This is a genomic window from Streptomyces sp. NPDC058812 (genome assembly GCF_042744565.1).
Lineage (GTDB): Bacteria > Actinomycetota > Actinomycetes > Streptomycetales > Streptomycetaceae > Streptomyces > Streptomyces thinghirensis.
This window is the reverse complement of sequence record NZ_JBHYOB010000004.1, coordinates 442432-463569: the sequence shown is the minus strand read 5'-3', so window position 1 is coordinate 463569 and position 21138 is coordinate 442432. Positions and strand designations below refer to the sequence as shown.

Sequence of the window (21138 nt, the reverse complement as noted above, 5' to 3'; positions counted from 1 at the left end):
TGTTCGGAGGCTTCGGAGTCGAGAGGTTCGCAGGCTGTGAACTCTGGGCGACCGTGTCGTTAAAGAGCCGCCCGCGCGGGCGCGTCGGCCTTTCGGCCCGGCAGGCGGTCCGCCCGCCGCCGAGGGGTCGGCGTACGCCGCCGCGCGCGCGAGAATGGCCGGCATGAGTCCCCTCTTCCGCCGAAAGCCCTCGCAGCCCCCGGGGGCCCCGCAGCCCGCGCAGTCTCATGAGCACTCCGAGAACCATCTCGTCACCCTCATCCGCAAACCCGGCTGTCATCTGTGTGATGACGCACAGCTCGTCGTCGAGAAGGTGTGTGCCGACCTCGGTGTCCCCTGGGAGGGGAAGGACATCACCCAGGACCGCCAACTCCACGACGAGTACTGGGAACAGATCCCGGTCGTCCTCGTCGACGGCAGGCAGCACACCTTCTGGCGTGTGAACGAGGAACGGCTGCGCAAGGCACTGACCGAGCAGTCCAAGTAGTCCGGATGGTCGCTTAGGATCGATGGTGACTTGGTCTCGGGGGCGTTGATCGTGAGGAGCGTGTGCGGCTTTGCCCCCGATGGGAGAGGAACGCGTGCGCGTATGCGCCGGTTCCCGGTTCGTGCGCCGGGCGCGCGTGAGCCCGGTCACGTTGGCCGGGCAAATCGGACACCATCTTTGTGCACGCGTTCACAAAGACATAGCCTGCATTCGACGGGGCGGTCATGTAGGGACGTATGACCGCCTACAGCCCCGCTCTACCCGCAGGAGCACCGTGGCAACTGGCCGAACACACCGACCGGCGACCCGCAGCCGAGGGATTCCCGAGGCCACCGTCGCCAGGCTTCCGCTGTACCTCCGCGCCCTCACCGCGCTCTCCGAGCGCTCGGTGCCCACGGTCTCCTCCGAGGAGCTGGCGGCCGCGGCGGGAGTCAACTCCGCGAAGCTGCGCAAGGACTTCTCCTACCTCGGCTCCTACGGGACCCGGGGCGTCGGCTACGACGTCGAGTATCTCGTCTACCAGATCTCCCGCGAGCTGGGGCTCACCCAGGACTGGCCGGTAGTGATCGTCGGTATCGGTAACCTCGGCGCCGCGCTCGCCAACTACGGCGGCTTCGCCTCCCGCGGTTTCCGCGTCGCCGCGCTGATCGACGCCGATCCGGGAATGGCCGGAAAGCCCGTCGCCGGTATCCCGGTGCAGCACACCGACGAGCTGGAGAAGATCATCCAGGACGACGGTGTCTCGATCGGCGTGATCGCGACCCCCGCCGGTGCCGCCCAGCAGGTCTGCGACCGGCTCGTGGCCGCCGGTGTCACCTCCATCCTCAACTTCGCGCCGACCGTGCTGAACGTCCCCGAGGGCGTCGACGTGCGCAAGGTCGACCTCTCCATCGAGCTGCAGATCCTCGCCTTCCACGAGCAGCGCAAGGCGGGCGAGGAGGCCGCGGCCGACGCCGGCGTCGTACCGCCCGCCGTCGCCCGCAAGCAGCGGCCCGCCACCGACCAGGGACCCGACGGGGACGTGCCCGCCGTGATGCCGGCATGAGCCTCCTCGTCGTCGGACTGAGCCACCGCAGCGCGCCCGTCAGCGTCCTGGAGCGGGCGTCCCTGAGTGCGGACGCGCAGTTCAAGCTGTTGCAGGACACGGTCGCCGCCGAACCGGCCACCGAGGCCGCGGTCCTGGCCACCTGCAACCGCATCGAGCTGTACGCCGACGTGGACAAGTTCCACGCCGGCGTCGCCGAGCTGTCCACGCTGCTCGCCCAGCACAGCGGGGTCGGCCTGGAGGAGCTCACTCCTTATCTTTATGTGCACTACGAGGACCGGGCCGTCCACCACCTGTTCTCGGTGGCCTGCGGGCTCGACTCGATGGTGGTCGGCGAGGGCCAGATCCTCGGCCAGATAAAGGACTCCCTGGCCCGGGCGCAGGACCTGCACACCGCCGGCCGGCTCCTGAACGACCTGTTCCAGCAGGCGCTGCGCGTCGGCAAGCGGGCCCACTCCGAGACCGGCATCGACCGCGCCGGGCAGTCCCTGGTCACCTTCGGCCTGGAGCAGCTCTCCGCGGGAGCCGACGTCCAGCGGTGGGCGCGGGGCAAGAAGGCCCTGGTCATCGGCGCCGGCTCGATGTCCTCGCTGGCCGCCGCCACGCTGGCGCGGGCCGGGGTCGCCGAGATCGTCGTAGCGAACCGCACCTTCGAACGCGCCGAGCGCCTCGCACAGATCCTGACCGAGGGCGACGACACGGACGTGCTGGCCCGCGCGGTACCGATGGACTCGGTGCCGGTCGAGCTGACACGTGCCGACGTGGCCGTCTCCTGCACCGGCGCGACCGGGATCGTCCTCACGGCCGGAGCCGTGGCGGCCACGGTGGAGCGCCGGACCGGCGCCCCCGCCGCCGCGCTCGGCGACGCGCACTCCGACGCGCACGCCGAGGCGGACGCCGCCGTCGGCGTCGTACGGGAGGCGGCCGAGACGTCGCTGCCGGGCGCCGGTACGGACGAGAACTGTCCGCTCGACCTGTCCCCCATGCCGACCGGCTTCTCCGTCATGGGTGAGGCCGCGGTGGCCGGGATGGACGCGGCGACGCTGGAGCAGCACGGGGCCTGGGCCGCGGGCGGTGCGGTCGTGGACCGGACGCGTGAGGCCGGGCGGCCGGGCGCCGAGGCGGACGCCGAGCTGATCTCCGCGCTCGCCGCGACGGCCGCGAGTGTCGGGCGCATCCCCGAGCGGCGGCGGCCCGAGCCGGTCGCCGAGGTGCCGCGCCCGCAGCCCGTGCTCTTCCTGCTCGACCTCGCCATGCCACGCGACATCGACGCCGCCGTGCACCGGCTGGCCGGGGTACGCCTGGTGGACATCGAGTCGCTCGCCGACGCGTCGGCCGACGCACCGATGGCCGCCGACGTCGACATGGTCCGCCGGATCGTCACCGACGAGGTCGCCGCGTTCGGGGCGGCCCAGCGGGCCGCGCACATCACGCCCACCGTGGTCGCGCTGCGCAGCATGGCCGCCGACGTCGTGGCGGGCGAGATCGCCCGGCTGGAGGGGCGGCTGCCGGGCCTGGACGACAAACACCGCGCCGAGATCACCCAGACCGTCAAGCGTGTGGTCGACAAGCTGCTGCACGCGCCGACGGTACGGGTCAAGCAGCTCGCCGCCGAGCCCGGCGGTGCCGGGTACGCGGACGCGCTGCGCACCCTGTTCGACCTCGACCCCGAGACGGTGGCCTCCGTCTCCCGCGCCGAGAACAGCACTGAGAAGAACCGAGGGCCGGCATGACTGAGAAGGCACTGAGGCTGGGGACCAGGCGAAGTAAGCTCGCCATGGCCCAGTCCGGGCAGGTGGCGGACGCCGTGAGCCAGGTGACCGGTCGGCCCGTTGAGCTGGTCGAGATCACCACGTACGGGGATGTCTCCCGCGAGGCGCTCGCGCAGATCGGCGGCACGGGCGTGTTCGTGGCCGCGCTGCGCGAGGCGCTGCTGCGGGGTGAGGTGGACTTCGCGGTTCACTCGCTCAAGGACCTCCCCACCGCGCAGCACGAGGGCCTGGTGGTGGCCGCCGTACCGGAGCGGGAGGACCCGCGGGACGTGGTCGTCGCCCGGGACGCGCGCAAGCTCACCGACCTGCCCCGCGGGGCGCGGATAGGTACGGGTGCGCCGCGGCGCATGGCGCAGCTGAACGCGTACGCCCGCACCCACGGGATGGAGATCGAGACGGTCCCGATCCGGGGCAACGTCGACACCCGCATCGGATACGTCCGCAGCGGCGAGCTGGATGCCGTCGTGCTGGCCGCCGCCGGGCTGAACCGGGTGGGCCGCATCGACGAGGTGACCGACTTCCTGTCGGTCGACACGGTTCTGCCCGCCCCCGGCCAGGGGGCACTGGCGATCGAGTGCAGGGCGGGGAACACCGCCCAAGACGCTGACCTCGTCGCCGCGCTCGGCGAACTCGACGACCCGTTCACGCGGGTCGCCGTAACGGCCGAGCGGTCACTGCTCGCCGCCCTGGAGGCCGGCTGCAGCGCCCCGGTGGGCGCGCTGGCCGACCTCCTGGCCGACGGGCAGATTGTCAAGGAAATGCGCCTGCGCGGCGTCGTCGGCACGACCGACGGCTCGACGCTGGTGCAGCTGTCCACCACCGGTCCCGTGCCTGAAACGCACGAGGCGGCGATGGCACTCGGTCGCGAACTCGCCACCGAGATGCTCGCCCAGGGCGCGGCCGGTCTGATGGGGGAGCGAGCACATTGAGCCCCACCACCTTTCCCGCCGGTCCGGAACAAGGGCACGTCACCTTCCTCGGTGCCGGACCCGGAGATCCGGGACTGCTGACTCTGCGCGCCGTGGAGGCACTGGCGCACGCGGACGTCCTCGTCGCCGAGCACGAGGTGCTCGACGTCGTACGCACGCACGCGAGGCAGGGCGTGTCGGAAGTGCACACGGATACCGATCCGTCGGATCCGGGCACGAACGCGCCCCAGCTGAAGGTAGTTGACGGAGCGTCAACGACCTCGGGCGTCCCCGCCGTGCGGGATGCCGCACATCTTGTCATGGAGGCCGCGCGGGGCGGCAGGCGGGTCGTGCGTGCCGTGACCGGGGACCCCGGACTCGACGCGTACGCCGCCGAGGAGATGCTGGCGTGCGCCGCGGCGGGCGTGCCCTTCGAGGTCGTCCCCGGTATCGCGAACGCCGTCGGCGTGCCCGCGTACGCCGGTGTGCCGCTGCGGGACGCCGAGGGCGCGGACGTTCGGTTCGTGGACGCCCGTACGGCGTCGGACCGCTGCTGGACCGAGGTGGGCGCCTCCGACGGGACGGTCGTCGTGTCGACGACGCTCGACTCGGTGGCCGCGGCCGCCGGTGAGCTGGTGTCGGCCGGACGCAAGCCGGACACCCCGATGACGGTGACGATCGCCGGTACGACGACCCGGCAGCGCACCTGGTCCGCCACCCTCGGCACGGTCGCGCAGACGCTGAAGCAGGCGAAGGTGCTGCCGTCCCCGGACGGTGGCCGGCCGGTGATAGCCGTGGTCGGCGAGCGCTCCGCCTCCGCCCGGCGCGACCAGCTGTCGTGGTTCGAGTCCAAGCCGCTGTTCGGCTGGAAGGTCCTCGTGCCGCGCACGAAGGAGCAGGCGGCGTCGCTCTCCGACCAGCTGCGCTCGTACGGGGCGGTGCCGAGCGAGGTCCCGACCATCGCGGTGGAGCCGCCGCGCACCCCGCAGCAGATGGAGCGGGCGGTCAAGGGCCTGGTGACGGGCCGGTACGAGTGGATCGCGTTCACGTCGGTCAACGCGGTGAAGGCGGTCCGGGAGAAGTTCGAGGAGTACGGGCTGGACGCCCGTGCCTTCGCGGGCATCAAGGTCGCCGCGGTGGGCGAGCAGACGGCGAAGGCACTCATCGCCTTCGGCGTGAAGCCCGACCTGGTGCCGAGCGGTGAGCAGTCGGCCGCCGGTCTGCTGGAGGACTGGCCGCCGTACGACCCGGTCTTCGACCCGATCGACCGTGTCTTCCTGCCCCGCGCCGACATCGCGACCGAGACGCTGGTCGCCGGGCTGATCGAGCTGGGCTGGGAGGTCGACGACGTCACCGCCTACCGGACGGTGCGCGCCTCGCCGCCGCCGGCCACGACGCGGGAGGCCATCAAGGGCGGTGGCTTCGACGCGGTGCTGTTCACGTCGTCGTCCACGGTGCGGAACCTGGTCGGTATCGCGGGCAAGCCGCACAACGTGACGGTGATCGCGTGTATCGGCCCGGCGACCGCCAAGACGGCCGAGGAGCACGGTCTGCGGGTGGACGTCATGGCTCCCGAGCCGTCCGTCCACAAGCTGGCGGAGGCCCTGGCCGACTTCGGCCTGCGGCGCCGCGCGTCGGCTCTGGAGGCCGGGGACCCGGTGACGCGGCCGAGCGAGCGGCGGCCGGGGGCGCGGAGGCGGCGGTCCTCCACGTGAGGTGAAGCGAGGTGAGGCGGGGCGTTCCTTCGGGAGCGCCCCGCCTCGCTGTCGCCACCGCCGGGCGTTGACAGGCGGCGGGAGGGTGCGTGTAATGAGGGCGGTGCCGCGTGGCGCCGGTCAAAGAGCAGTGGGCCGGCCGGCGATCGGGCGAGCGCCCTCATTCAAGGGGTACGTGATGAGTTCCTGCTCCGCGCCCTGACATGACGTAGCGCATTCGCACGTCATCGTCCTTCTCGCTTCGCCCTTTTCCGGCACCGTGCCGCACGCCGCGGCCTGCCGTCATGGAGACACAGAACCGTATGCCCACGTCTTTTCGGCCTTCCCCGTCTTCCGAGCCTTCCGAGCTTTCCGAGCCTTCGGAGCCTTCCGAGTCTTTTCAGCAGTCCGTCATCGACGAGTTCCGCGCCAACGGGGGGAAGGTCGGCGGCCCCTTCGAGGGTGGGGACCTGCTCCTGCTGACGACCACCGGCGCCCGGTCGGGTGCCGCGCGGACCACGCCCCTCGGTTACGTCCGGCACGGGGACTCCTTCCTCGTCGTCGGGTCCAACCTCGGTGGCCCGCGGCATCCCGGCTGGTACCACAACCTGCTCGCCCGTCCCATGGTCGAGGTGGAGGTCGGCACACAGGCCTTCCAGGCCCTCGCCGTGCCCGCCGAGGGCGACCGGCGCGAGGAGTTGTTCGCGCACGTCGTGCGGGCGTCGCCCGGCTACGGCGACTACCAGGCCGGGACCGGCCGGCTGCTGCCGGTCGTGGCGCTGGAGCGCGCCGAGCCCGACGGCTGGGAGGGGCCCGCCGAGGTCCGCACCCTCGCCGACAAGCTCATGGAGGTCCACACCTGGCTGCGTGGCCAGTTGCGCCAGGTGCGGGCGGAGACCGACGCCCATTTCGCCGCACGCGCCGCGCACCGGGGGGCCGGTGAGGCGCCGGTGCCGGGGCTCGGGTTGCAGATCCGGCAGCGGTGCCTGGCGTTCTGTCAGGCGCTGGAGTTCCACCACGCCAGTGAGGACGGGCACCTGTTCCCGGGCATCGCCCGCCACCACCCCCACCTGACCGACGTCTTCGACCGGCTCGACGCCGAACACCGCACGGTCGCCCGCATCCAGGGCGACCTGGCGGCCCTGCTGGCCGGCCTCGCCATCGCCGACCCGCGGCGCTTCCGCACGGAACTTGCGGCGATGTCGGCCGAACTGAACGCGCACCTCGACTACGAGGAGGACGCGCTGCTCCCCTTGCTGGCCGATGTGCCGTGGCCGCCGGTCATGCCCTGACCCGGACGTCCGGGCCCTCGCGGTGACTGTCGGCTTCAGGACAAGGGCCGCGTGGGCCGACTGCCCGTCGGCAAAGGCACGGGTGGGGCGGGCGTAGCGTAGGAGGTATGTCGACGTACGGATCCTTTCCCGGCACCCGGCCCCGGCGGCTGAGGACCACTCCCGTCATGCGTCGGATGGTCGCCGAGACCCGGTTGCACCCCGCCGACCTCATCCTCCCGGCCTTCGTACGCGAGGGGGTGAGCGAGCCGGTGCCGATCGCGGCGATGCCCGGGGTCGTGCAGCACACCCGGGACACGCTGAAGAAGGCCGCCGCGGAGGCGGTCGAGGCGGGGGTCTCCGGGATCATGCTCTTCGGGGTGCCGGAGGACGGCAAGAAGGACGCGGCCGGGACGGCGGGGACCGACCCGGACGGGATTCTGCAGGTCGCGCTGCGGGACGTGCGGGCCGAGGTCGGGGACGAGCTGCTCGTCATGTCCGACCTGTGCCTCGACGAGTTCACCGACCACGGGCACTGCGGGGTGCTGGACGCCCAGGGGCGGGTCGACAACGACGCCACCCTTGAGCGGTACGCCGAGATGGCGCAGGTCCAGGCCGACGCGGGCGCCCATGTGGTCGGGCCCAGCGGGATGATGGACGGTCAGGTCGGGGTCGTCCGCGACGCCCTCGATCAGATCGGGCGCGAGGACGTCGCGATCCTCGCCTACACCGTCAAGTACGCGTCCGCCTTCTACGGGCCCTTCCGGGAGGCCGTCGGTTCCTCGCTCAAGGGGGACCGGAAGACCTACCAGCAGGACGCCGCCAACGTGCGGGACGCGATGCGGGAGCTGGCCCTCGACCTGGAGGAGGGCGCCGACATGGTGATGGTCAAGCCGGCCGGCCCCTACCTCGACATCCTGGCCAAGGTCGCCGAGGCCGCGGACGTGCCCGTCGCCGCCTACCAGATCTCCGGCGAGTACTCGATGATCGAGGCCGCCGCCGAGAAGGGCTGGATCGACCGCGACCGGGCCATCCTGGAGGCGCTCACCGGCATCAAGCGGGCCGGCGCGCGCAACATCCTGACCTACTGGGCCACCGAGGTCGCTCGCACGCTGCGCTGAGCGACGGCCTCGCCCGGTGCTTCGTGCAAGGGGTGCGGGCACCCCTTCAGTACCCGAGGGCACCGTCCATGCTGGTCTGCCAGTAGGTGACCGTCAGCGCGGTGTCGACGTACACGCCGCCGGACGGCAGGGCGACCGTGGCGATGGAGCCGTCCTCGAAGGGGATCGTGAGGGTGTTCGTCTCGTAGCCGTTCTCGCCGCTGCCGTCGCCGGACGACAGCACCACGCCGGCGTAGCCGGACTTGCCGGGCTCGACGCCGGTCAGCGACTGCGGCTTGGTCGCCTCCGCGACCGGCGGCACGGACTGGGCCTCACCGAAGCGCGCCGCCGGGTACGGCGGGAGCATGCAGGTCTTCGAGCCGGAGTTGGTGGCGGTCAGCAGGAGGTGGTTGAGGGGGCGGGACACCTTCGTCGCGGTGATCTTCACGTCGGAGGCGGAGCACTTTCCGGGCATGTCCCCGTCGTCCTGGCCGCCGGAGTCCGACGCGCCGGTGTTCGACGCGCCGGTGTTCGAGCCGGAGCCCGACGACCCGGAGTCCGACGACCCGGAGTCCGACGAGCCGGACCCCGACGAGTCCGAGCCCGACGAGTCCGAGCGCGTGGCGTCGCCGCCGCCGGTGGAGGGCTTGGCCTGTTCGCCGGCCGGGACGGAGGAGGACCCGGCCGGGGCGCCCGTGTCCGATCCGTCGCCCTCGCAGGCCGTCAGGGCGAGTGCGGCCAGCGCGACCGTGGTGGCGGCGAACAGGCGGGTGCGGCGGGTGGTGCGTGCGGACATGAGGGATCCCCTTCGGGTGGAGTCGAGGTGAGCCGCTCGACCGTTCGCCGGGAGCGGCTGCTTGGATGACCACAGCTTGGGTCCGGGGCCGTCCCGGTCGCCAGTGGTGCCGGGACATGCGGGACACTGGGACGCCGGGAGTGGCTCTGACCTGCAGGAACGGTGTCCCGCTGGGATGCCGTACGGGGATACGGGAAGAGGGGGAAACGGGTGGCGGGGGATGACTTCGCGGTACTGCTGCGGGAGCTGAAGGAGCGGTCCGGGCTCAGCTACGGGGCGCTGGGCAAGCGGCTGCACATGAGTGCGTCGACCCTCCACCGATACGTCAGTGGGGAGGTCGTGCCCACGGAGTTCGCCCCCGTCGAACGCCTCGCGCGCGTATGCCGGGCGACCCCCGAGGAACTGCTCGAACTCCACCGCCGCTGGATCCGCGCGGACGCGCTGCGCGGCGTGAAGAAGGAGGAGACCGAGGAGAAGGGGACCGAGGAGAAGGGGACCGAGGGGGAGGGGGAGGAGGCGCGGGAGGAGACGCCGGGGGAAAAGCAGGAGGAGGCCGCCGTCTCCGTCGCGGCGGAGAACGCACCGCCCGCACCGACCACGCCGCACGCCCCGACCGCCCCCGGCGCCTCGACCGCCCCGACCGCCCCCGGCGCCTCGACCGCCCCGACCGCCCCCGGCGCCTCGACCGCCCCGACCGCCCCGCCCACACCCGCCGAACCCGGTCCGCCCCGTCGCCGGGTCCCGCGCGCCGCGCTCTACGCCGCGACCGGCGTCGTCGCCGTCGGTGCCGCCGTGGCGCTCGTGGCGAACCTCGTGTCGGGCACCGACGACGGCGGGCGGCACGGTCCGGCCGGGGCGGCGGCGGGGACCTCCGCGTCGGTGTCCGGGACCGCGACCACCGGGTCGGCGTCCCCGGGCGCGAGCGCCTCCTCGTCGCCGTCCGGGTCCGCGTCCTCGTCCGGGCCACCCTCCGCGTCCGCGTCGCACCCGGGCACGGCCACGCCGAGCCGTCGCGCACCCGCCGACGGTCCCGTGCTCACCGTGTCGACCACCCCGTACCACTGGGACGTGCCCTGCGAGCACGCCTTCCTGATCGACCGCAGCCCGCAGAACGTGCCGGAGCCTCCCGCCCAGCAGGACGCGGTCGGCTGGGCCACCCCCCTCGGTGCGGTCTCCGCGAACCGGCAGACGGCCGTCCTCACCGTGCAGGGCACCGGTGCGGAGACGGTGGTCCTGAAGGACCTGCACGTCCGCGTGGTGAGCAGCAAGCCGGCGCTGGACTGGAAGCAGTACGTGATGGGCAACGGCTGCGGCGGCCAGGTGAACACCGGGTCCTTCGACGTCTCCCTCGACCTGGCCAACCCCCTGGTGACGCCGGTCTCCGGACAGCGCGACTTCCCGTACAGCGTCAGCGAGTCCGACCCCGAGGTCTTCAAGGTCAACGCGCACACCAGCGGCCACGACGTCAGCTGGTACCTGGAGCTGGAGTGGTCCAGCGGCGCCCGGCAGGGCACCATGCGCGTCGACGACCACGGCAAGCCGTTCCGCACCAGCGCCTCCCGGGACAGCTCCTACTACGCCTACCCCCTCGGCGGCGACGGCTGGGAGCGGGTCGAGGGCGACTGAGGCGGGCTGGGTACGGATGCCGGATCGCCGCCAAGTCGAGGCGGCGGCTAGGTTGTTGGCCACCACTCCGGTTCCCTTCGTCAGGAGACGCCCATGCCCGGTGACGCCCTCAGCCAGGACCCCGCGGAGCTGAGAAGGAGGATCGACAGCAGCAAGGCGCACCCGGCCCGCGTCTACGACGTCTTCCTCGGCGGCAAGGACCACTACCCCGCGGACCGCGACGCGGCCGCCGCCGGGCTCGCCGCCAACCCGCGCGGCTACCTGGACGTACGGCACAACCGCGACTTCCTGCGCCGCGCGGTCACCGCGCTGGCCGAGGAGCACGGCATCCGCCAGTTCCTCGACATCGGCACCGGCCTGCCGACCGCGGAGAACGTGCACCAGATCGCCCAGCGCACCGCACCCGAGTCGAGGGTGGTCTACGTCGACAACGACCCGGTCGTCCTCGCCCACGCCCGCGCCCTGCTCACCAGCGGTCCCGAGGGACGTACGGACTACGTCGACGCCGACCTGAAGAGCCCGGCGCGGATCCTCGAACAGGCCGCGCGGACCCTCGACTTCGACCGGCCCGTCGCCCTCTGCCTCGTCGCCATCCTGCACTTCGTCGAGGACGAGGAGGCGTACCCGATCGTCCGCGAGCTGATGGACGCGCTGCCCGCCGGCAGCCGGCTCGTCCTCAGCCACCTCACCGAGGACCTCAACCCGGAGAACATCCGCGCGGTCCAGCGGACGTACACCGAGCGGGGCTTCACCTTCGTGCTGCGCTCCCACAAGGACGTCGAGCGCTTCTTCACGGAGACCGGGCTGGAGCTCGCCGAGCCGGGTGTCGTACCGGTGCACCACTGGCGCCCGGACCACGCGGCGCCGGTGCCCGAGCAGCCCGAGGAGGCCTACCTCGCGGGTCTCGACGACATCGAGAAGGTCCGGTACAAGGACATCAACGACGTCACGGACGCCGACATCAACGTGTACGGGGGGCTCGCCGCCAAGGGCTGACCGCCCGGCGGTCGCACGGGTGTCCGGATCGCGGAAAGTCGCCTGTAGGCGGCACGTACTTCCCTAGGGTGCGGGCATGACCGTGACTGAGAACGCGTCCGCCCCGTCCGCCTCCCTGCCGCCCTTCGCCGCGCGGGCCCGGTCGATCGGCGGTTCGCCCGTACGGGACATCCTCGCCGTCACCGCCCGCCCCGAAGTGATCAACTTCGCCGGCGGGCTGCCGGCCCCGGAGCTGTTCGACGCGGAGGGCATCGCCGCCGCGTACCGGGCCGTCCTCACCGAGGCGCCCGCGCGGGCGCTGCAGTACTCCACCACCGAGGGCGAGCCCGTCCTGCGGGCCGTGCTCGCCGCCCGCACCTCCGCGCGCGGACTGGACACCGACGCCGACGACATCCTCGTCACCACCGGCTCGCAGCAGGCGCTGTCGCTCCTCGCCACCGCCCTGCTCGAACCCGGCGACACCGTCCTCGTCGAGAGCCCCTGCTACCTGGCCGCGCTCCAGGCCTTCGGCTTCGCGGGCGCCCGGGTCGTCGCCGTGCCCGGGGACGAGGACGGGATCGACCCCGAGGCGCTGGAGGAGCTGGTGCTGCGCGAGTGCCCCAAGCTGCTCTACACCGTCCCCACCTTCCAGAACCCCACCGGCCGCACCATGCCCGCCGCCCGCCGTGCCGCCGTGGCCGAGGTCGCCGTCCGGCGCGGACTGTGGATCGTCGAGGACGACCCGTACGGCGAGCTGCGCTTCGAAGGCGAGCGGGTGCCGTGGATCGCGTCGTACGGCGGCGCCCGGGACCGGACCGTGCTGCTGGGGTCCTTCTCCAAGGTCATGGCGCCCGGCCTGCGCCTCGGCTGGCTGCGGGCGCCCGCCGAACTGCGCCGGGCCTGCGCGGTGGCCAAGCAGGCCGCCGACCTGCACACCCCGACGGTCAACCAGCTTGCCGCCGCCCGGTACCTGGCCGACCGGGACCTGGACGCCCACGTCGCGCGGGTCGCCGCCGCCTACGGCGCACGCCGGGACGCCATGCTCGCCGGGCTGGCGGACGCGCTCCCGGCGGGGTCGGCGTGGACCCGTCCGGAGGGAGGCATGTTCCTGTGGGCGCGCCTTCCGGAGCGGTACGACACCACCGCCCTGCTCCCCGAGGTGGTCCGGCACGACGTCGCGTACGTCCCCGGCGCCCCCTTCCACGCCGGTGAGCCGGACCGCGCCACGCTGCGGCTGTGCTTCGTCACGCAGACGCCGGACGAGATCGCGGAGGGACTGCGGCGGCTGGGGGAGGGACTGCGGGAGGCAGGGCGGGAGGCGTCGCGGGAGGCGTAGGCCCCGGCCTAGGACCAAAAGCCGAGGCGTGGGCGCCGCAGCCGCGCATACGGTGAGGCCATGCCTGACAGAGCACGGACGACGACCGACTTCGACCTCGACGCCTACCTCGACCGGATCGGGTGGGAGGGGAAGCGGCTCGCCGCCGACGCGGACACGTTGAGCGGCATACAGCTCGCCCACCTGAGAGCTGTCCCGTTCGAGAACCTCGACGCCCTCGCCGGCACGGCACCCTCCCTCGAACTCGCCGACCTGACGGCCAAGCTGGTCCACGGCCGTCGGCGCGGCGGCTACTGCTACGAGCACAACACGCTGTTCGCGGCGGCCCTGGAGGCGCTGGGGTTCCGGGTGACCCGGCTGACCGCCCGGGTCGTCGTCGGTGCGGACCGCTTCGAGGACCGCCCGCGCACCCACATGGCCCTCCTGGTCGAGATCCCCGGCGACCCGCGGCCGTACCTGGCCGACGTCGGTTTCGGAGCCATCGGTTCCTTGCTGGAGCCGGTGCCGCTGACGGCGGACACGGAGTTCCACGACGCCGGCCGCCGGCACCGGCTGGTGCACGTACCGCACCGCGGGCCGCTGGAGATGTGGGTACTGGAGGCGTACCGGCAGGAGGCCACGGGAGGTTGGGAGGCCCAGTACGCCTTCACCCTGGAGCCCTTCGAGCGCTCCGACTACGAGATGATCAACTGGCACATCGCCACGAACCCGCGCTCTCCGTTCTCCCGGCGCCCGTACGTACAGCGCCTCACGCCGGACCGGCACGTGCTGCTCGACGGCGACCGCGTCACGGAGACCCGCGACGACGGCACGGTCACCGAGCGGAAGCTGACGGACGAGGCCGAGGCCCGCCGGGTGCTGGCGGAGGACTTCGGCATCGACGTGCCCGAGGGCCTGACGCTACTGGGGTGAGGGCGGCCGGGGTGTGCCGGACGGCTGCACGCGCGCGTCCACGCACTCCCGTTCACCGCCGCCGGACGCCGCCGGCCGGAAGCAGGTCCGGACCACGGCTCCGGGGCGGGTCTCCGTCATGGCGGTGTAGACGTAGGATTCCGCGTCGACGTCGTCCTCGATCTCCACGCGGCGGGTCGGGCCGCCCGCCGTCATCTCCAGCCGGTCGCCGACGTGCGTGCCCCACATACGGGCCCAACTGGCCCCGCACTTCTCGCTGTAGCGCACCTCGACCCGGGCCCCCGTGGTGGTGCGGTGCGTGGTGAGGGTGTCGGGGCCGCCGCCGCAGACCATGTGCATCGGGTCCTGGCCCTCGCAGGCGGTGCCTCGGCAGCGGGGGCCGGCGACGGACGGGGAGGAGGACGGACGGGGGTCGCCCTCGCGGTGCGGGAGCAGGAGGAGCGCCGACGTGACGCCGCCGACGGTCACGGCGCAGACCGACACGAGCACCGCCACGAGTCGGCCCCGGCCGCGGGTCGGCCGCCCGGCCCCGCTCGGCGGTGTCGCCTCCTGCCGTTGTGGTTGTGGTTGTGGTTCGGGTGGGGCAGGGACGGGGACCGCGGGTTCCCCCGCGCGTCCGCTCCACTCCGACTCCGCGATCTCCCACAGCGCCAGCAGCCGCCCGTCCGGTTCCCGGGCGAGCCGGCACAGGTCGTGCACGGCCTGGCGCGGCGGCATGGTCCTGCCGTTGAGATAGCGCTCCCACGACGACTTGCTGTACGCCGTGCGCTCCGCCAGCCCCGCCAGGCTCAGCCCCGTACGCGTCCGCAACTCCCGCAGCGCCGTGGTCAGCCGGGTGCGCGCCGGCGTCACGTCGGGGTCATCTCCCGCAGCGCCTTCCAGGTGTGCGGGCCGATGATGCCGTCCACGACCAGCCCGCCCCGCTTCTGGACCCGCTTGACCGCGCGCTGCGTCAGCGGACCGTAGATTCCGTCGACCTCCCCCGGCGAGAGGCCCGCCCGGCGCAGCAGACACTGCGCCTCGGCCACCTCCGGCCCGGCGTGACCGTACGCCAGGATGGCGTCCTGGGTGCGGCTGTTGCCCGCGTACCAGCGGCCGTCGGTCCGTTCCACCCGGCAGGTGTACGTCGCCGGTGACCGGGACGCCGACGCGGCGGTCGGGGCGGGGGACGCCGCCGTCGCACTGGCGCCGCGGTCACCGTCGCCGGAACCGGAGGTGCCGGTGAACCGGACGGTGAGCACGAGAGCCGCCGCCACGGCCAGCACCAGGGTCACCGTCCCCGCCACGACCGCGACGCGCTGCGACCGCCCGGTCGGCCGCTCCTCCTTGCGCTCGGGGCCCGGCGCGTCCGGGGTGCTCGCGGACTCGGCGGGCGCGGCGCCGCGTGTCCGCCCCCACCGTTCGGCGGCGACCTCGTGCAGCGCCAGCAGCCGGGCCGGATCGTCACCGGCGACGCGGGCCATCGCCTCGACGGCCTCCCGGGGCGGCAGCGATCTGCCGTTCAGATACCGCTCCCACGACTTCGCGCTGTATCCGGTCTTCGCGGCCAGTTGCCGCATGCTCAGGCCGCCGTGGTCCTTCAGCCTGCGTAAGCGCACCACCAACTGGCGAACGTGCGGGTGCAGTTCGGTGGGCAGCTCTTTCCAACGCGACATGTTCCCCCCACACGCGTCCGGGCTCGCTGGTCCAGGTCCCCCTCGATCTCATTCTGCATCAGTGACCACGCCGCAAACCGGACGGCGGTTCCGTACCCGTACGGAATCGGCCGCCGCCACAGCCGTCCCGCGGCACCGACTCCGCGGACGGCGTCCCCGCAGGTCAGGGGGTGGGACGTCCCGTGGGTGCGTCAGTTCTGCGGCAACTGTGGAGACTCGTGTCGCCGGGGCCGCAGTCTTGTCGCGGAGCCGGCCGGTGCGGTCGGCCCGACCGTCGCAAGCAATTCGGAGGGGAACAGCATGCGAGCTCTCACGAAGACACTCGTCGGTGTCACCACCGCCGTCGGGATCGCCGCGGGCGGCCTGGCCACCGCGGGCACCGCGATGGCGGCGCCCGCGCCGGCCCAGCAGGAGGCGGTGAGCGCCCAGGCCGTCGCCCCGCTCGCGGTGAACAACCTCGGCCTGAGCACCGCGGAGGCCAAGAAGGTCCAGGACTGGCTGAAGCGGTACTGGGGCTACACCGGTGCGCGGGACGGACAGCTGGGCACCAACAGCTGGAAGGCGTTCCAGCGCGGCCTCACGAAGTACTGGGGCTACCGGGACTCGATCGACGGGGTCGTCGGGCCGAACACGGTGAAGGCGCTGCAGCGTCTGCTCAAGGAGCACTGGGGCTACAAGGGCGCGATCGACGGTATCGCCGGTTCGGGAACCAAGGCCGCGTTCAAGCGGTTCGCCAACGGCAACCCCACCTGAGCACTTGCCCGACCACACCACCCGTACACGCCGCGGCCCGTCCTCCCACGGGGGAGAGGACGGGCCGCGTGCCGTGCGCCGAGGGGGACGGCGTCAGAGCCGCTCGGGCGTCCGGATACCCAGCAGAGCCATGCCCTGGTGCAGGGTGCGGGCCGTGACGTCGGACAGGAACAGGCGGTTCTCCGCCACGTCCCGCGGCGGCGCCGGCTTGATCACCGGGCACTTGTCGTAGAACGACGTGAACAGGGACGCCAGCTGGTAGAGATACGCCGTCAGCTTGTGCGGGGCGTACTCGCGGGCCGCCTCCGCCACCGTCTCCGCGAAGGCGTCGAGGTGCAGGCCGAGGGCACGCTCCGCCTCGTGCAGCTCCAGCTCCGGGTGGGCCCCGGGGCGTACGTCGCCGGCCTTGCGCAGGATCGACTGGATCCGGGCGTAGGCGTACTGGAGGTAGACGGACGTGTCGCCGTTCAGCGAGACCATCTGGTCCAGGTCGAACTTGTAGTCCCGGTTCGCCGACGTCGACAGGTCCGCGTACTTCACCGCGCCGATGCCCACCTGGGTGCCCCGCTCGGCGATCTCCTGCTCGGACAGGTCCTGCGCCTTCTCCCGGACGACGGCGGACGCGCGGTCGATCGCCTCGTCGAGGAGGTCGACCAGGCGGACCGTCTCGCCCGCACGGGTCTTGAACGGCTTGCCGTCCTTGCCGAGGACCGTGCCGAAGGCCAACTGCTGCGCCGTCACCTCGTCGTTCAGCCAGCCGGCCCGGCGGGCGGTCTCGAAGACCATCTTGAAGTGCAGGGACTGGCGGGCGTCGACCACGTACAGCAGCGTGTCCGCCTTCAGGTTGAAGACGCGGTCGCGGATCGCGGAGAGGTCGGTGGCCGCGTAGCCGTAGCCGCCGTCCGACTTCTGCACGATCAACGGGACCTGGTTGCCGTCCGGGCCCTTGACGTCCTCGAAGAAGACGCACAGCGCACCCTCGGAGCGGACGGCGACGCCCGACTCCTCCAGCATCCGGCAGGTCTCGGCCAGCATGTCGTTGTAGCCGGACTCGCCGACGATGTCGGGGTCGCGGATCTCCATGTCCAGCTTCTCGAAGACGGAGAAGAAGTAGATCTTCGACTCGTCGACGAACTTCTGCCACGCGGCGAGTGTCTTCGGGTCCCCTGCCTGGAGGTCGACCACCCGGCGCCGCGCCCGTGTCTTGAACTCCTCGTCGGAGTCGAAGTGCCTGCGCGCGGCCTTGTAGAGGCGGTCGAGGTTGGACATCGCCTCCTCGCCGCTCACCTCGCCGGCCTCGTGGTCCAGCTCGTGCGGGTGCTCCTCCAGGTACTGGATGAGCATGCCGAACTGGGTGCCCCAGTCGCCGATGTGGTGCCGGCGCACGACGCTCTCGCCGGTGAACTCCAGCAGCTGGGCGACCGAGTCGCCGATCACCGCGGAGCGCAGGTGGCCGACGTGCATCTCCTTCGCCACGTTCGGCTGGGCGTAGTCGATCACCGTCGTGCCGGGGTGCTCGGCGTGCGGGACGCCGAGGCGGCCGGTGTCGTCCGCGTACCGCGCGGCGAGGTTCCCGGTGATCGCCCGGTCGCCGATCGTGATGTTCAGGAAGCCGGGCCCGGAGACCTCCACGTCCTTGATCAGGTCGCCGGTGACGATGTGCGAGACGACCTCGGTCGCCAGCTCCCGCGGGTTCGCCTTCGCCTTCTTGGCCAGGGCGAGGATGCCGTTGGCCTGGTAGTCCGCCCGGTCGCTTCGTCGCAGCAGCGGGTCCGCGCCGGTGGCCTCCGGCCGAGTGGCCGTGAGCGCGGACGCGAGGTGCTGCTGGACGGAGTCGCTGAGGGACGTGACCGAGGCCATGGAGTGGTTCGCCGTTCTGCTCGGGGTTCCGGGAGTGACGCTAGCTACAGGAACCGAGTATCCCACGCGGTGAAAAGCGGTTTTCGCGGATGCGGGCCGGGCTGGGAGAATGGAGCGGTCAGCCGTGCGACCGTCCGGCTGCTCAGCAGAACTTTCAGGGAAGAGGACGTGCCGATCGTGGCTCAGAGCACAGAGACCACCGACTGGGTCTCCCGTTTCGCGGACGAGGTCATCGCCGAGTCGGAGCGCCGTGCCCCGGGCAAACCCGTCGTCGTCGCGTCCGGACTGTCGCCGTCCGGTCCCATCCACCTGGGCAACCTGCGCGAGGTCATGACCCCGCACCTGGTCGCCGACGAGGTGCGCCGCCGGGGCCACCAGGTGCGGCACCTCATCTCCTGGGACGACTACGACCGCTACCGCAAGGTGCCGGCCGGCATCTCCGGGGTCGACGACTCGTGGGCCGAGCACATCGGCAAGCCGCTGACCTCCGTCCCGGCCCCCAAGGGCTCTGCGCACCCGAACTGGGCCGAGCACTTCAAGGCCGCTATGACCACCTCGCTCGCCGAGATGGGCGTGGAGTTCGACGGGATCAGCCAGACGGCGCAGTACACCTCCGGTGTCTACCGCGAGCAGATCCTGCACGCCATGAAGCACCGGCGGGACATCGACGCGATCCTCGCCCAGTACCGGACCAAGCCGAAGACGGCCGGCAAGAAGTCGCAGAAGCCCGTCGACGAGGCCGAGCTGGAGGCCGCCGAGGGTTCCGGCGCCGCGGCCGAGGACGACGGCTCGGGCTCGGCCGCCGGGTACTTCCCGTACAAGCCGTACTGCGGCAACTGCGAGAAGGACCTGACCACGGTCACCGCGTACGACGACGACTCGACCGAGCTGACCTACGCCTGCACCGCCTGCGGCTTCTCCGAGACGGTCCGGCTCAGCGAGTTCAACCGCGGCAAGCTGGTCTGGAAGGTCGACTGGCCGATGCGCTGGGCCTACGAGGGGGTCGTCTTCGAGCCCAGCGGCGTGGACCACTCGTCTCCCGGGTCGTCGTTCCAGGTCGGCGGGCAGATCGTCGGCATCTTCGACGGCGAGCAGCCCATCGGGCCGATGTACGCCTTCGTCGGCATCAGCGGCATGGCCAAGATGTCCTCGTCGAAGGGCGGGGTGCCCACCCCGGCCGACGCGCTGGAGATCATGGAGCCGCAGCTGCTGCGCTGGCTGTACGCCCGCCGCAGGCCCAACCAGTCCTTCAAGATCGCCTTCGACCAGGAGATCCAGCGCCTGTACGACGAGTGGGACCGCCTCGACGCCAAGGTGGCCGACGGCAGCGCCCTGCCCGCCGACATCGCCGCCCACTCGCGCGCCGTCCGCACGGCCGCCGGTGAGCTGCCGAGGACGCCCCGGCCGCTGCCGTACCGCACGCTCGCCTCCGTGGCCGACATCACCGCCGGACACGAGGACCAGGCACTGCGCATCCTCAGCGAGCTGGACCCGGCCAACCCGCTGGGGGCGCTGGAGGAGGCCCGGCCGCGGTACGACAAGGCCGAGGCGTGGATCAACACCCACGTCCCCGCCGACCAGCGCACCATCGTGCGCGCCGAGCCGGACGCCGAGCTGCTGAAGTCCCTCGACGAACGGGACCGGGCCTCGCTGCGGCTGCTGCTCGACGGGCTCGCCGACCACTGGTCGCTGGACGGGCTCACCCACCTCGTCTACGGCGTGCCCAAGGTCCAGGCCGGCTTCTCAGCCGACGCCACCCCCAAGGAACTGCCGCCGGAGATCAAGACCGCCCAGCGGTCCTTCTTCGCGCTGCTCTACCACCTGCTCGTCGGCCGTGACACCGGCCCGCGCCTGCCCACGCTGCTGCTGGCGGTGGGCCAGGAGCGGGTGCGGGCCCTGCTCGGGGAGTAGGACCCGCTCCGACGGATACGGCGACGGGGGCGTCCGGCTTCGGCCGGGCGCCCCCGTCGCCACGCGGAGGAGGGGACGCGGCGGAGCGGTGTCACGGTGACGGCGTGCCGGCCGCCCACCCCGAGCCCACCGCGGCCAGTGCCGGCAGCAGGAAGAGCGCCAGGCCCATCGACCGGGGGAACCGCCCCCGGTCCCGTTCCACCTCGCGTGCCGTGAACGCCTTGCGCTGCGCCGCGTCCGTCCGCTTCGTGGACAGCGGGGTCAGCGAGCCCAGCAGCACCAGTCCCGCTTCCGGCCACCGCAGACGCGCGTCGCCGTGCACCGGGAGCGTCCACGACGAGACCCAGCCGCGGAACGGCAGCAGCGCCGCGACGGTCCCCCACACGAACCCGGTGCACGCGGCGAACGCGGCCGTCCACGACACCTGGGCGCCGAACCGGAGGAGCAGCGCCAGCACCGCGAGTACCGGCAGGGTGACCGCCGCCACCCACCGCTCCCGCCGCTGCGGCAGCCACCGCATCAACACGCAGGTGAGCACGAGATCGGACACCAGGAGGGCGAACACCCAGAGGGGCAGAACCACCGCGGTCTCCTCAGTTGTCGAAAGGGTCCGTCATCGCTCAGCCGATGAGGAAGGCCACCAGGACGGCCGTGGCGACGAAGGCGAGCAAGAAGACGGCAAGTTGTTTCTTCGTCACCTCGTCCGCGGGCTCGCCCGCGCGGTACAGAGCCATCTGGCGTGCCAGGTACCTGCCGTAGACCAGCCGGAGGATCACCAGGACGAGGGCGACCAGGGTGAACAGGAAGAGAGGTTGCTTCCCCTCGTAGCCGCGGGCCGCGGACTGCCCGACGACGGCGACGGCACCCGCCAGCGGGACGAGCACGGAGGAGATCCGCTGTGCGGTCGTGGCGGCCAGGGACTGCGCGGCCAACGCGAGGGCGACACCGGAGACGATGGCGAACACCCACCACTGGGTGACCGACATATCGGGTGTCAGCATGAGACCTCCTCTGTTGCCTGCGGTCCTCTGTTGCCT

At 72.2% G+C, this 21138-nt stretch carries 19 protein-coding genes; 13 read left to right on the top strand and 6 right to left on the bottom strand.

Features of this window, described 5'->3' with window-relative positions; genetic code table 11:
• The first annotated feature begins 154 nt into the window (after window positions 1-154).
• The 7 genes from ACFW48_RS11720 (at window position 155) to hemB (ending at window position 8298) form a co-directional block, all read left to right on the top strand.
• Window positions 155-487 (top strand): glutaredoxin family protein, encoded by a 333-nt coding sequence (locus ACFW48_RS11720; protein ID WP_386313014.1) that lies wholly within the window; start codon window positions 155-157, stop codon window positions 485-487.
• Window positions 488-761: 274 nt separating this feature from the next.
• Window positions 762-1532: a redox-sensing transcriptional repressor Rex gene (locus ACFW48_RS11715; protein ID WP_386313012.1), complete on the top strand. Its 771-nt coding sequence runs from the start codon at window positions 762-764 to the stop codon at window positions 1530-1532.
• Window positions 1529-3265: a glutamyl-tRNA reductase gene (locus tag ACFW48_RS11710; protein ID WP_386313011.1), complete on the top strand. Its 1737-nt coding sequence runs from the start codon at window positions 1529-1531 to the stop codon at window positions 3263-3265. The genes ACFW48_RS11715 and ACFW48_RS11710 overlap by 4 nt, the downstream gene beginning before the upstream one ends.
• Window positions 3262-4233, top strand: coding sequence for a hydroxymethylbilane synthase (hemC, locus tag ACFW48_RS11705; RefSeq protein WP_386313009.1), 972 nt, complete (start codon window positions 3262-3264; stop codon window positions 4231-4233). The genes ACFW48_RS11710 and hemC overlap by 4 nt, the downstream gene beginning before the upstream one ends.
• Window positions 4230-5927, top strand: a complete 1698-nt coding sequence (locus tag ACFW48_RS11700; RefSeq protein ID WP_386313007.1) for a uroporphyrinogen-III synthase — start codon at window positions 4230-4232, stop codon at window positions 5925-5927. The genes hemC and ACFW48_RS11700 overlap by 4 nt, the downstream gene beginning before the upstream one ends.
• 302 nt (window positions 5928-6229) lie before the next feature.
• Window positions 6230-7198 (top strand): nitroreductase/quinone reductase family protein, encoded by a 969-nt coding sequence (locus ACFW48_RS11695; RefSeq protein WP_386313004.1) that lies wholly within the window; start codon window positions 6230-6232, stop codon window positions 7196-7198.
• Between the two features lie 107 nt (window positions 7199-7305).
• A complete protein-coding gene (gene hemB, locus ACFW48_RS11690; RefSeq protein ID WP_386313002.1) occupies window positions 7306-8298 on the top strand; it encodes a porphobilinogen synthase in 993 nt (330 codons plus the stop codon).
• A gap of 46 nt (window positions 8299-8344) precedes the next feature.
• On the opposite strand, the gene ACFW48_RS11685 is transcribed toward hemB, so the two are convergent.
• On the bottom strand, window positions 8345-9073 hold the full coding sequence (locus tag ACFW48_RS11685) for a DUF4232 domain-containing protein (protein ID WP_386312999.1): 729 nt from the start codon (window positions 9071-9073) through the stop codon (window positions 8345-8347).
• 210 nt (window positions 9074-9283) lie between these two features.
• Between ACFW48_RS11685 and ACFW48_RS11680 the strand changes: the two genes are divergently transcribed.
• From ACFW48_RS11680 to ACFW48_RS11665, 4 genes are all read left to right on the top strand, one after another.
• Entirely contained in the window at window positions 9284-10699 is a 1416-nt protein-coding gene (locus ACFW48_RS11680) for a helix-turn-helix domain-containing protein (protein WP_386312997.1), read from the top strand.
• A gap of 93 nt (window positions 10700-10792) precedes the next feature.
• A complete protein-coding gene (locus ACFW48_RS11675; protein ID WP_386312995.1) occupies window positions 10793-11695 on the top strand; it encodes an SAM-dependent methyltransferase in 903 nt (300 codons plus the stop codon).
• 76 nt (window positions 11696-11771) lie between these two features.
• Entirely contained in the window at window positions 11772-13010 is a 1239-nt protein-coding gene (locus ACFW48_RS11670) for a PLP-dependent aminotransferase family protein (RefSeq protein ID WP_386312993.1), read from the top strand.
• Window positions 13011-13070: 60 nt separating this feature from the next.
• A complete protein-coding gene (locus tag ACFW48_RS11665; protein ID WP_386312991.1) occupies window positions 13071-13922 on the top strand; it encodes an arylamine N-acetyltransferase in 852 nt (283 codons plus the stop codon).
• Here the strand turns inward: ACFW48_RS11665 and ACFW48_RS11660 are convergent.
• Both ACFW48_RS11660 and ACFW48_RS11655 read right to left on the bottom strand, forming a co-directional pair.
• Window positions 13911-14774, bottom strand: coding sequence for a helix-turn-helix domain-containing protein (locus tag ACFW48_RS11660; RefSeq protein WP_386312989.1), 864 nt, complete (start codon window positions 14772-14774; stop codon window positions 13911-13913). The genes ACFW48_RS11665 and ACFW48_RS11660 overlap by 12 nt on opposite strands.
• Entirely contained in the window at window positions 14771-15577 is an 807-nt protein-coding gene (locus ACFW48_RS11655) for a peptidoglycan-binding protein (RefSeq protein WP_386312986.1), read from the bottom strand. The genes ACFW48_RS11660 and ACFW48_RS11655 overlap by 4 nt, the downstream gene beginning before the upstream one ends.
• A 300-nt stretch (window positions 15578-15877) precedes the next feature.
• On the opposite strand from ACFW48_RS11655, the gene ACFW48_RS11650 reads away from it, so the two are divergent.
• Complete coding sequence (locus ACFW48_RS11650) at window positions 15878-16330, top strand: peptidoglycan-binding protein (protein WP_386312985.1); 453 nt, start codon at window positions 15878-15880, stop codon at window positions 16328-16330.
• A 93-nt stretch (window positions 16331-16423) separates the two neighbouring features.
• Here the strand turns inward: ACFW48_RS11650 and argS are convergent, their stop codons facing one another.
• Complete coding sequence (gene argS / locus ACFW48_RS11645) at window positions 16424-18190, bottom strand: arginine--tRNA ligase (protein WP_386312983.1); 1767 nt, start codon at window positions 18188-18190, stop codon at window positions 16424-16426.
• A gap of 168 nt (window positions 18191-18358) precedes the next feature.
• Here argS and lysS point away from each other — a divergent pair, with 168 nt between their 5' ends.
• Window positions 18359-20101, top strand: coding sequence for a lysine--tRNA ligase (lysS, locus tag ACFW48_RS11640; protein ID WP_386312980.1), 1743 nt, complete (start codon window positions 18359-18361; stop codon window positions 20099-20101).
• Between the two features lie 91 nt (window positions 20102-20192).
• Here lysS and ACFW48_RS11635 read toward each other — a convergent pair whose 3' ends face one another.
• Together ACFW48_RS11635 and ACFW48_RS11630 are read right to left on the bottom strand one after the other, a co-directional pair.
• The gene (locus ACFW48_RS11635; RefSeq protein ID WP_386312977.1) at window positions 20193-20684 is read right to left on the bottom strand and encodes a hypothetical protein; all 492 of its coding nucleotides are present in this window, start codon (window positions 20682-20684) and stop codon (window positions 20193-20195) included.
• A gap of 37 nt (window positions 20685-20721) precedes the next feature.
• Window positions 20722-21102: a hypothetical protein gene (locus tag ACFW48_RS11630; protein WP_386312975.1), complete on the bottom strand. Its 381-nt coding sequence runs from the start codon at window positions 21100-21102 to the stop codon at window positions 20722-20724.
• Between the last annotated feature and the right edge of the window lie 36 nt (window positions 21103-21138).

Excerpts from the sequence above, each read along its gene's own strand:
- ACFW48_RS11720 (WP_386313014.1), top strand. The coding sequence starts at position 155 with ATGGCCGGCATGAGTCCCCTCTTCCGCCGAAAGCCCTCGCAGCCCCCG.
- ACFW48_RS11710 (WP_386313011.1), top strand. The coding sequence starts at position 1,529 with ATGAGCCTCCTCGTCGTCGGACTGAGCCACCGCAGCGCGCCCGTCAGC.
- hemC (WP_386313009.1), top strand. The coding sequence starts at position 3,262 with ATGACTGAGAAGGCACTGAGGCTGGGGACCAGGCGAAGTAAGCTCGCC.
- ACFW48_RS11695 (WP_386313004.1), top strand. The coding sequence starts at position 6,230 with ATGCCCACGTCTTTTCGGCCTTCCCCGTCTTCCGAGCCTTCCGAGCTT.
- hemB (WP_386313002.1), top strand. The coding sequence starts at position 7,306 with ATGTCGACGTACGGATCCTTTCCCGGCACCCGGCCCCGGCGGCTGAGG.
- ACFW48_RS11685 (WP_386312999.1), bottom strand. The coding sequence starts at position 9,073 with ATGTCCGCACGCACCACCCGCCGCACCCGCCTGTTCGCCGCCACCACG.
- ACFW48_RS11675 (WP_386312995.1), top strand. The coding sequence starts at position 10,793 with ATGCCCGGTGACGCCCTCAGCCAGGACCCCGCGGAGCTGAGAAGGAGG.
- ACFW48_RS11670 (WP_386312993.1), top strand. The coding sequence starts at position 11,772 with ATGACCGTGACTGAGAACGCGTCCGCCCCGTCCGCCTCCCTGCCGCCC.
- ACFW48_RS11665 (WP_386312991.1), top strand. The coding sequence starts at position 13,071 with ATGCCTGACAGAGCACGGACGACGACCGACTTCGACCTCGACGCCTAC.
- ACFW48_RS11655 (WP_386312986.1), bottom strand. The coding sequence starts at position 15,577 with ATGTCGCGTTGGAAAGAGCTGCCCACCGAACTGCACCCGCACGTTCGC.
- ACFW48_RS11650 (WP_386312985.1), top strand. The coding sequence starts at position 15,878 with ATGCGAGCTCTCACGAAGACACTCGTCGGTGTCACCACCGCCGTCGGG.
- argS (WP_386312983.1), bottom strand. The coding sequence starts at position 18,190 with ATGGCCTCGGTCACGTCCCTCAGCGACTCCGTCCAGCAGCACCTCGCG.
- ACFW48_RS11630 (WP_386312975.1), bottom strand. The coding sequence starts at position 21,102 with ATGCTGACACCCGATATGTCGGTCACCCAGTGGTGGGTGTTCGCCATC.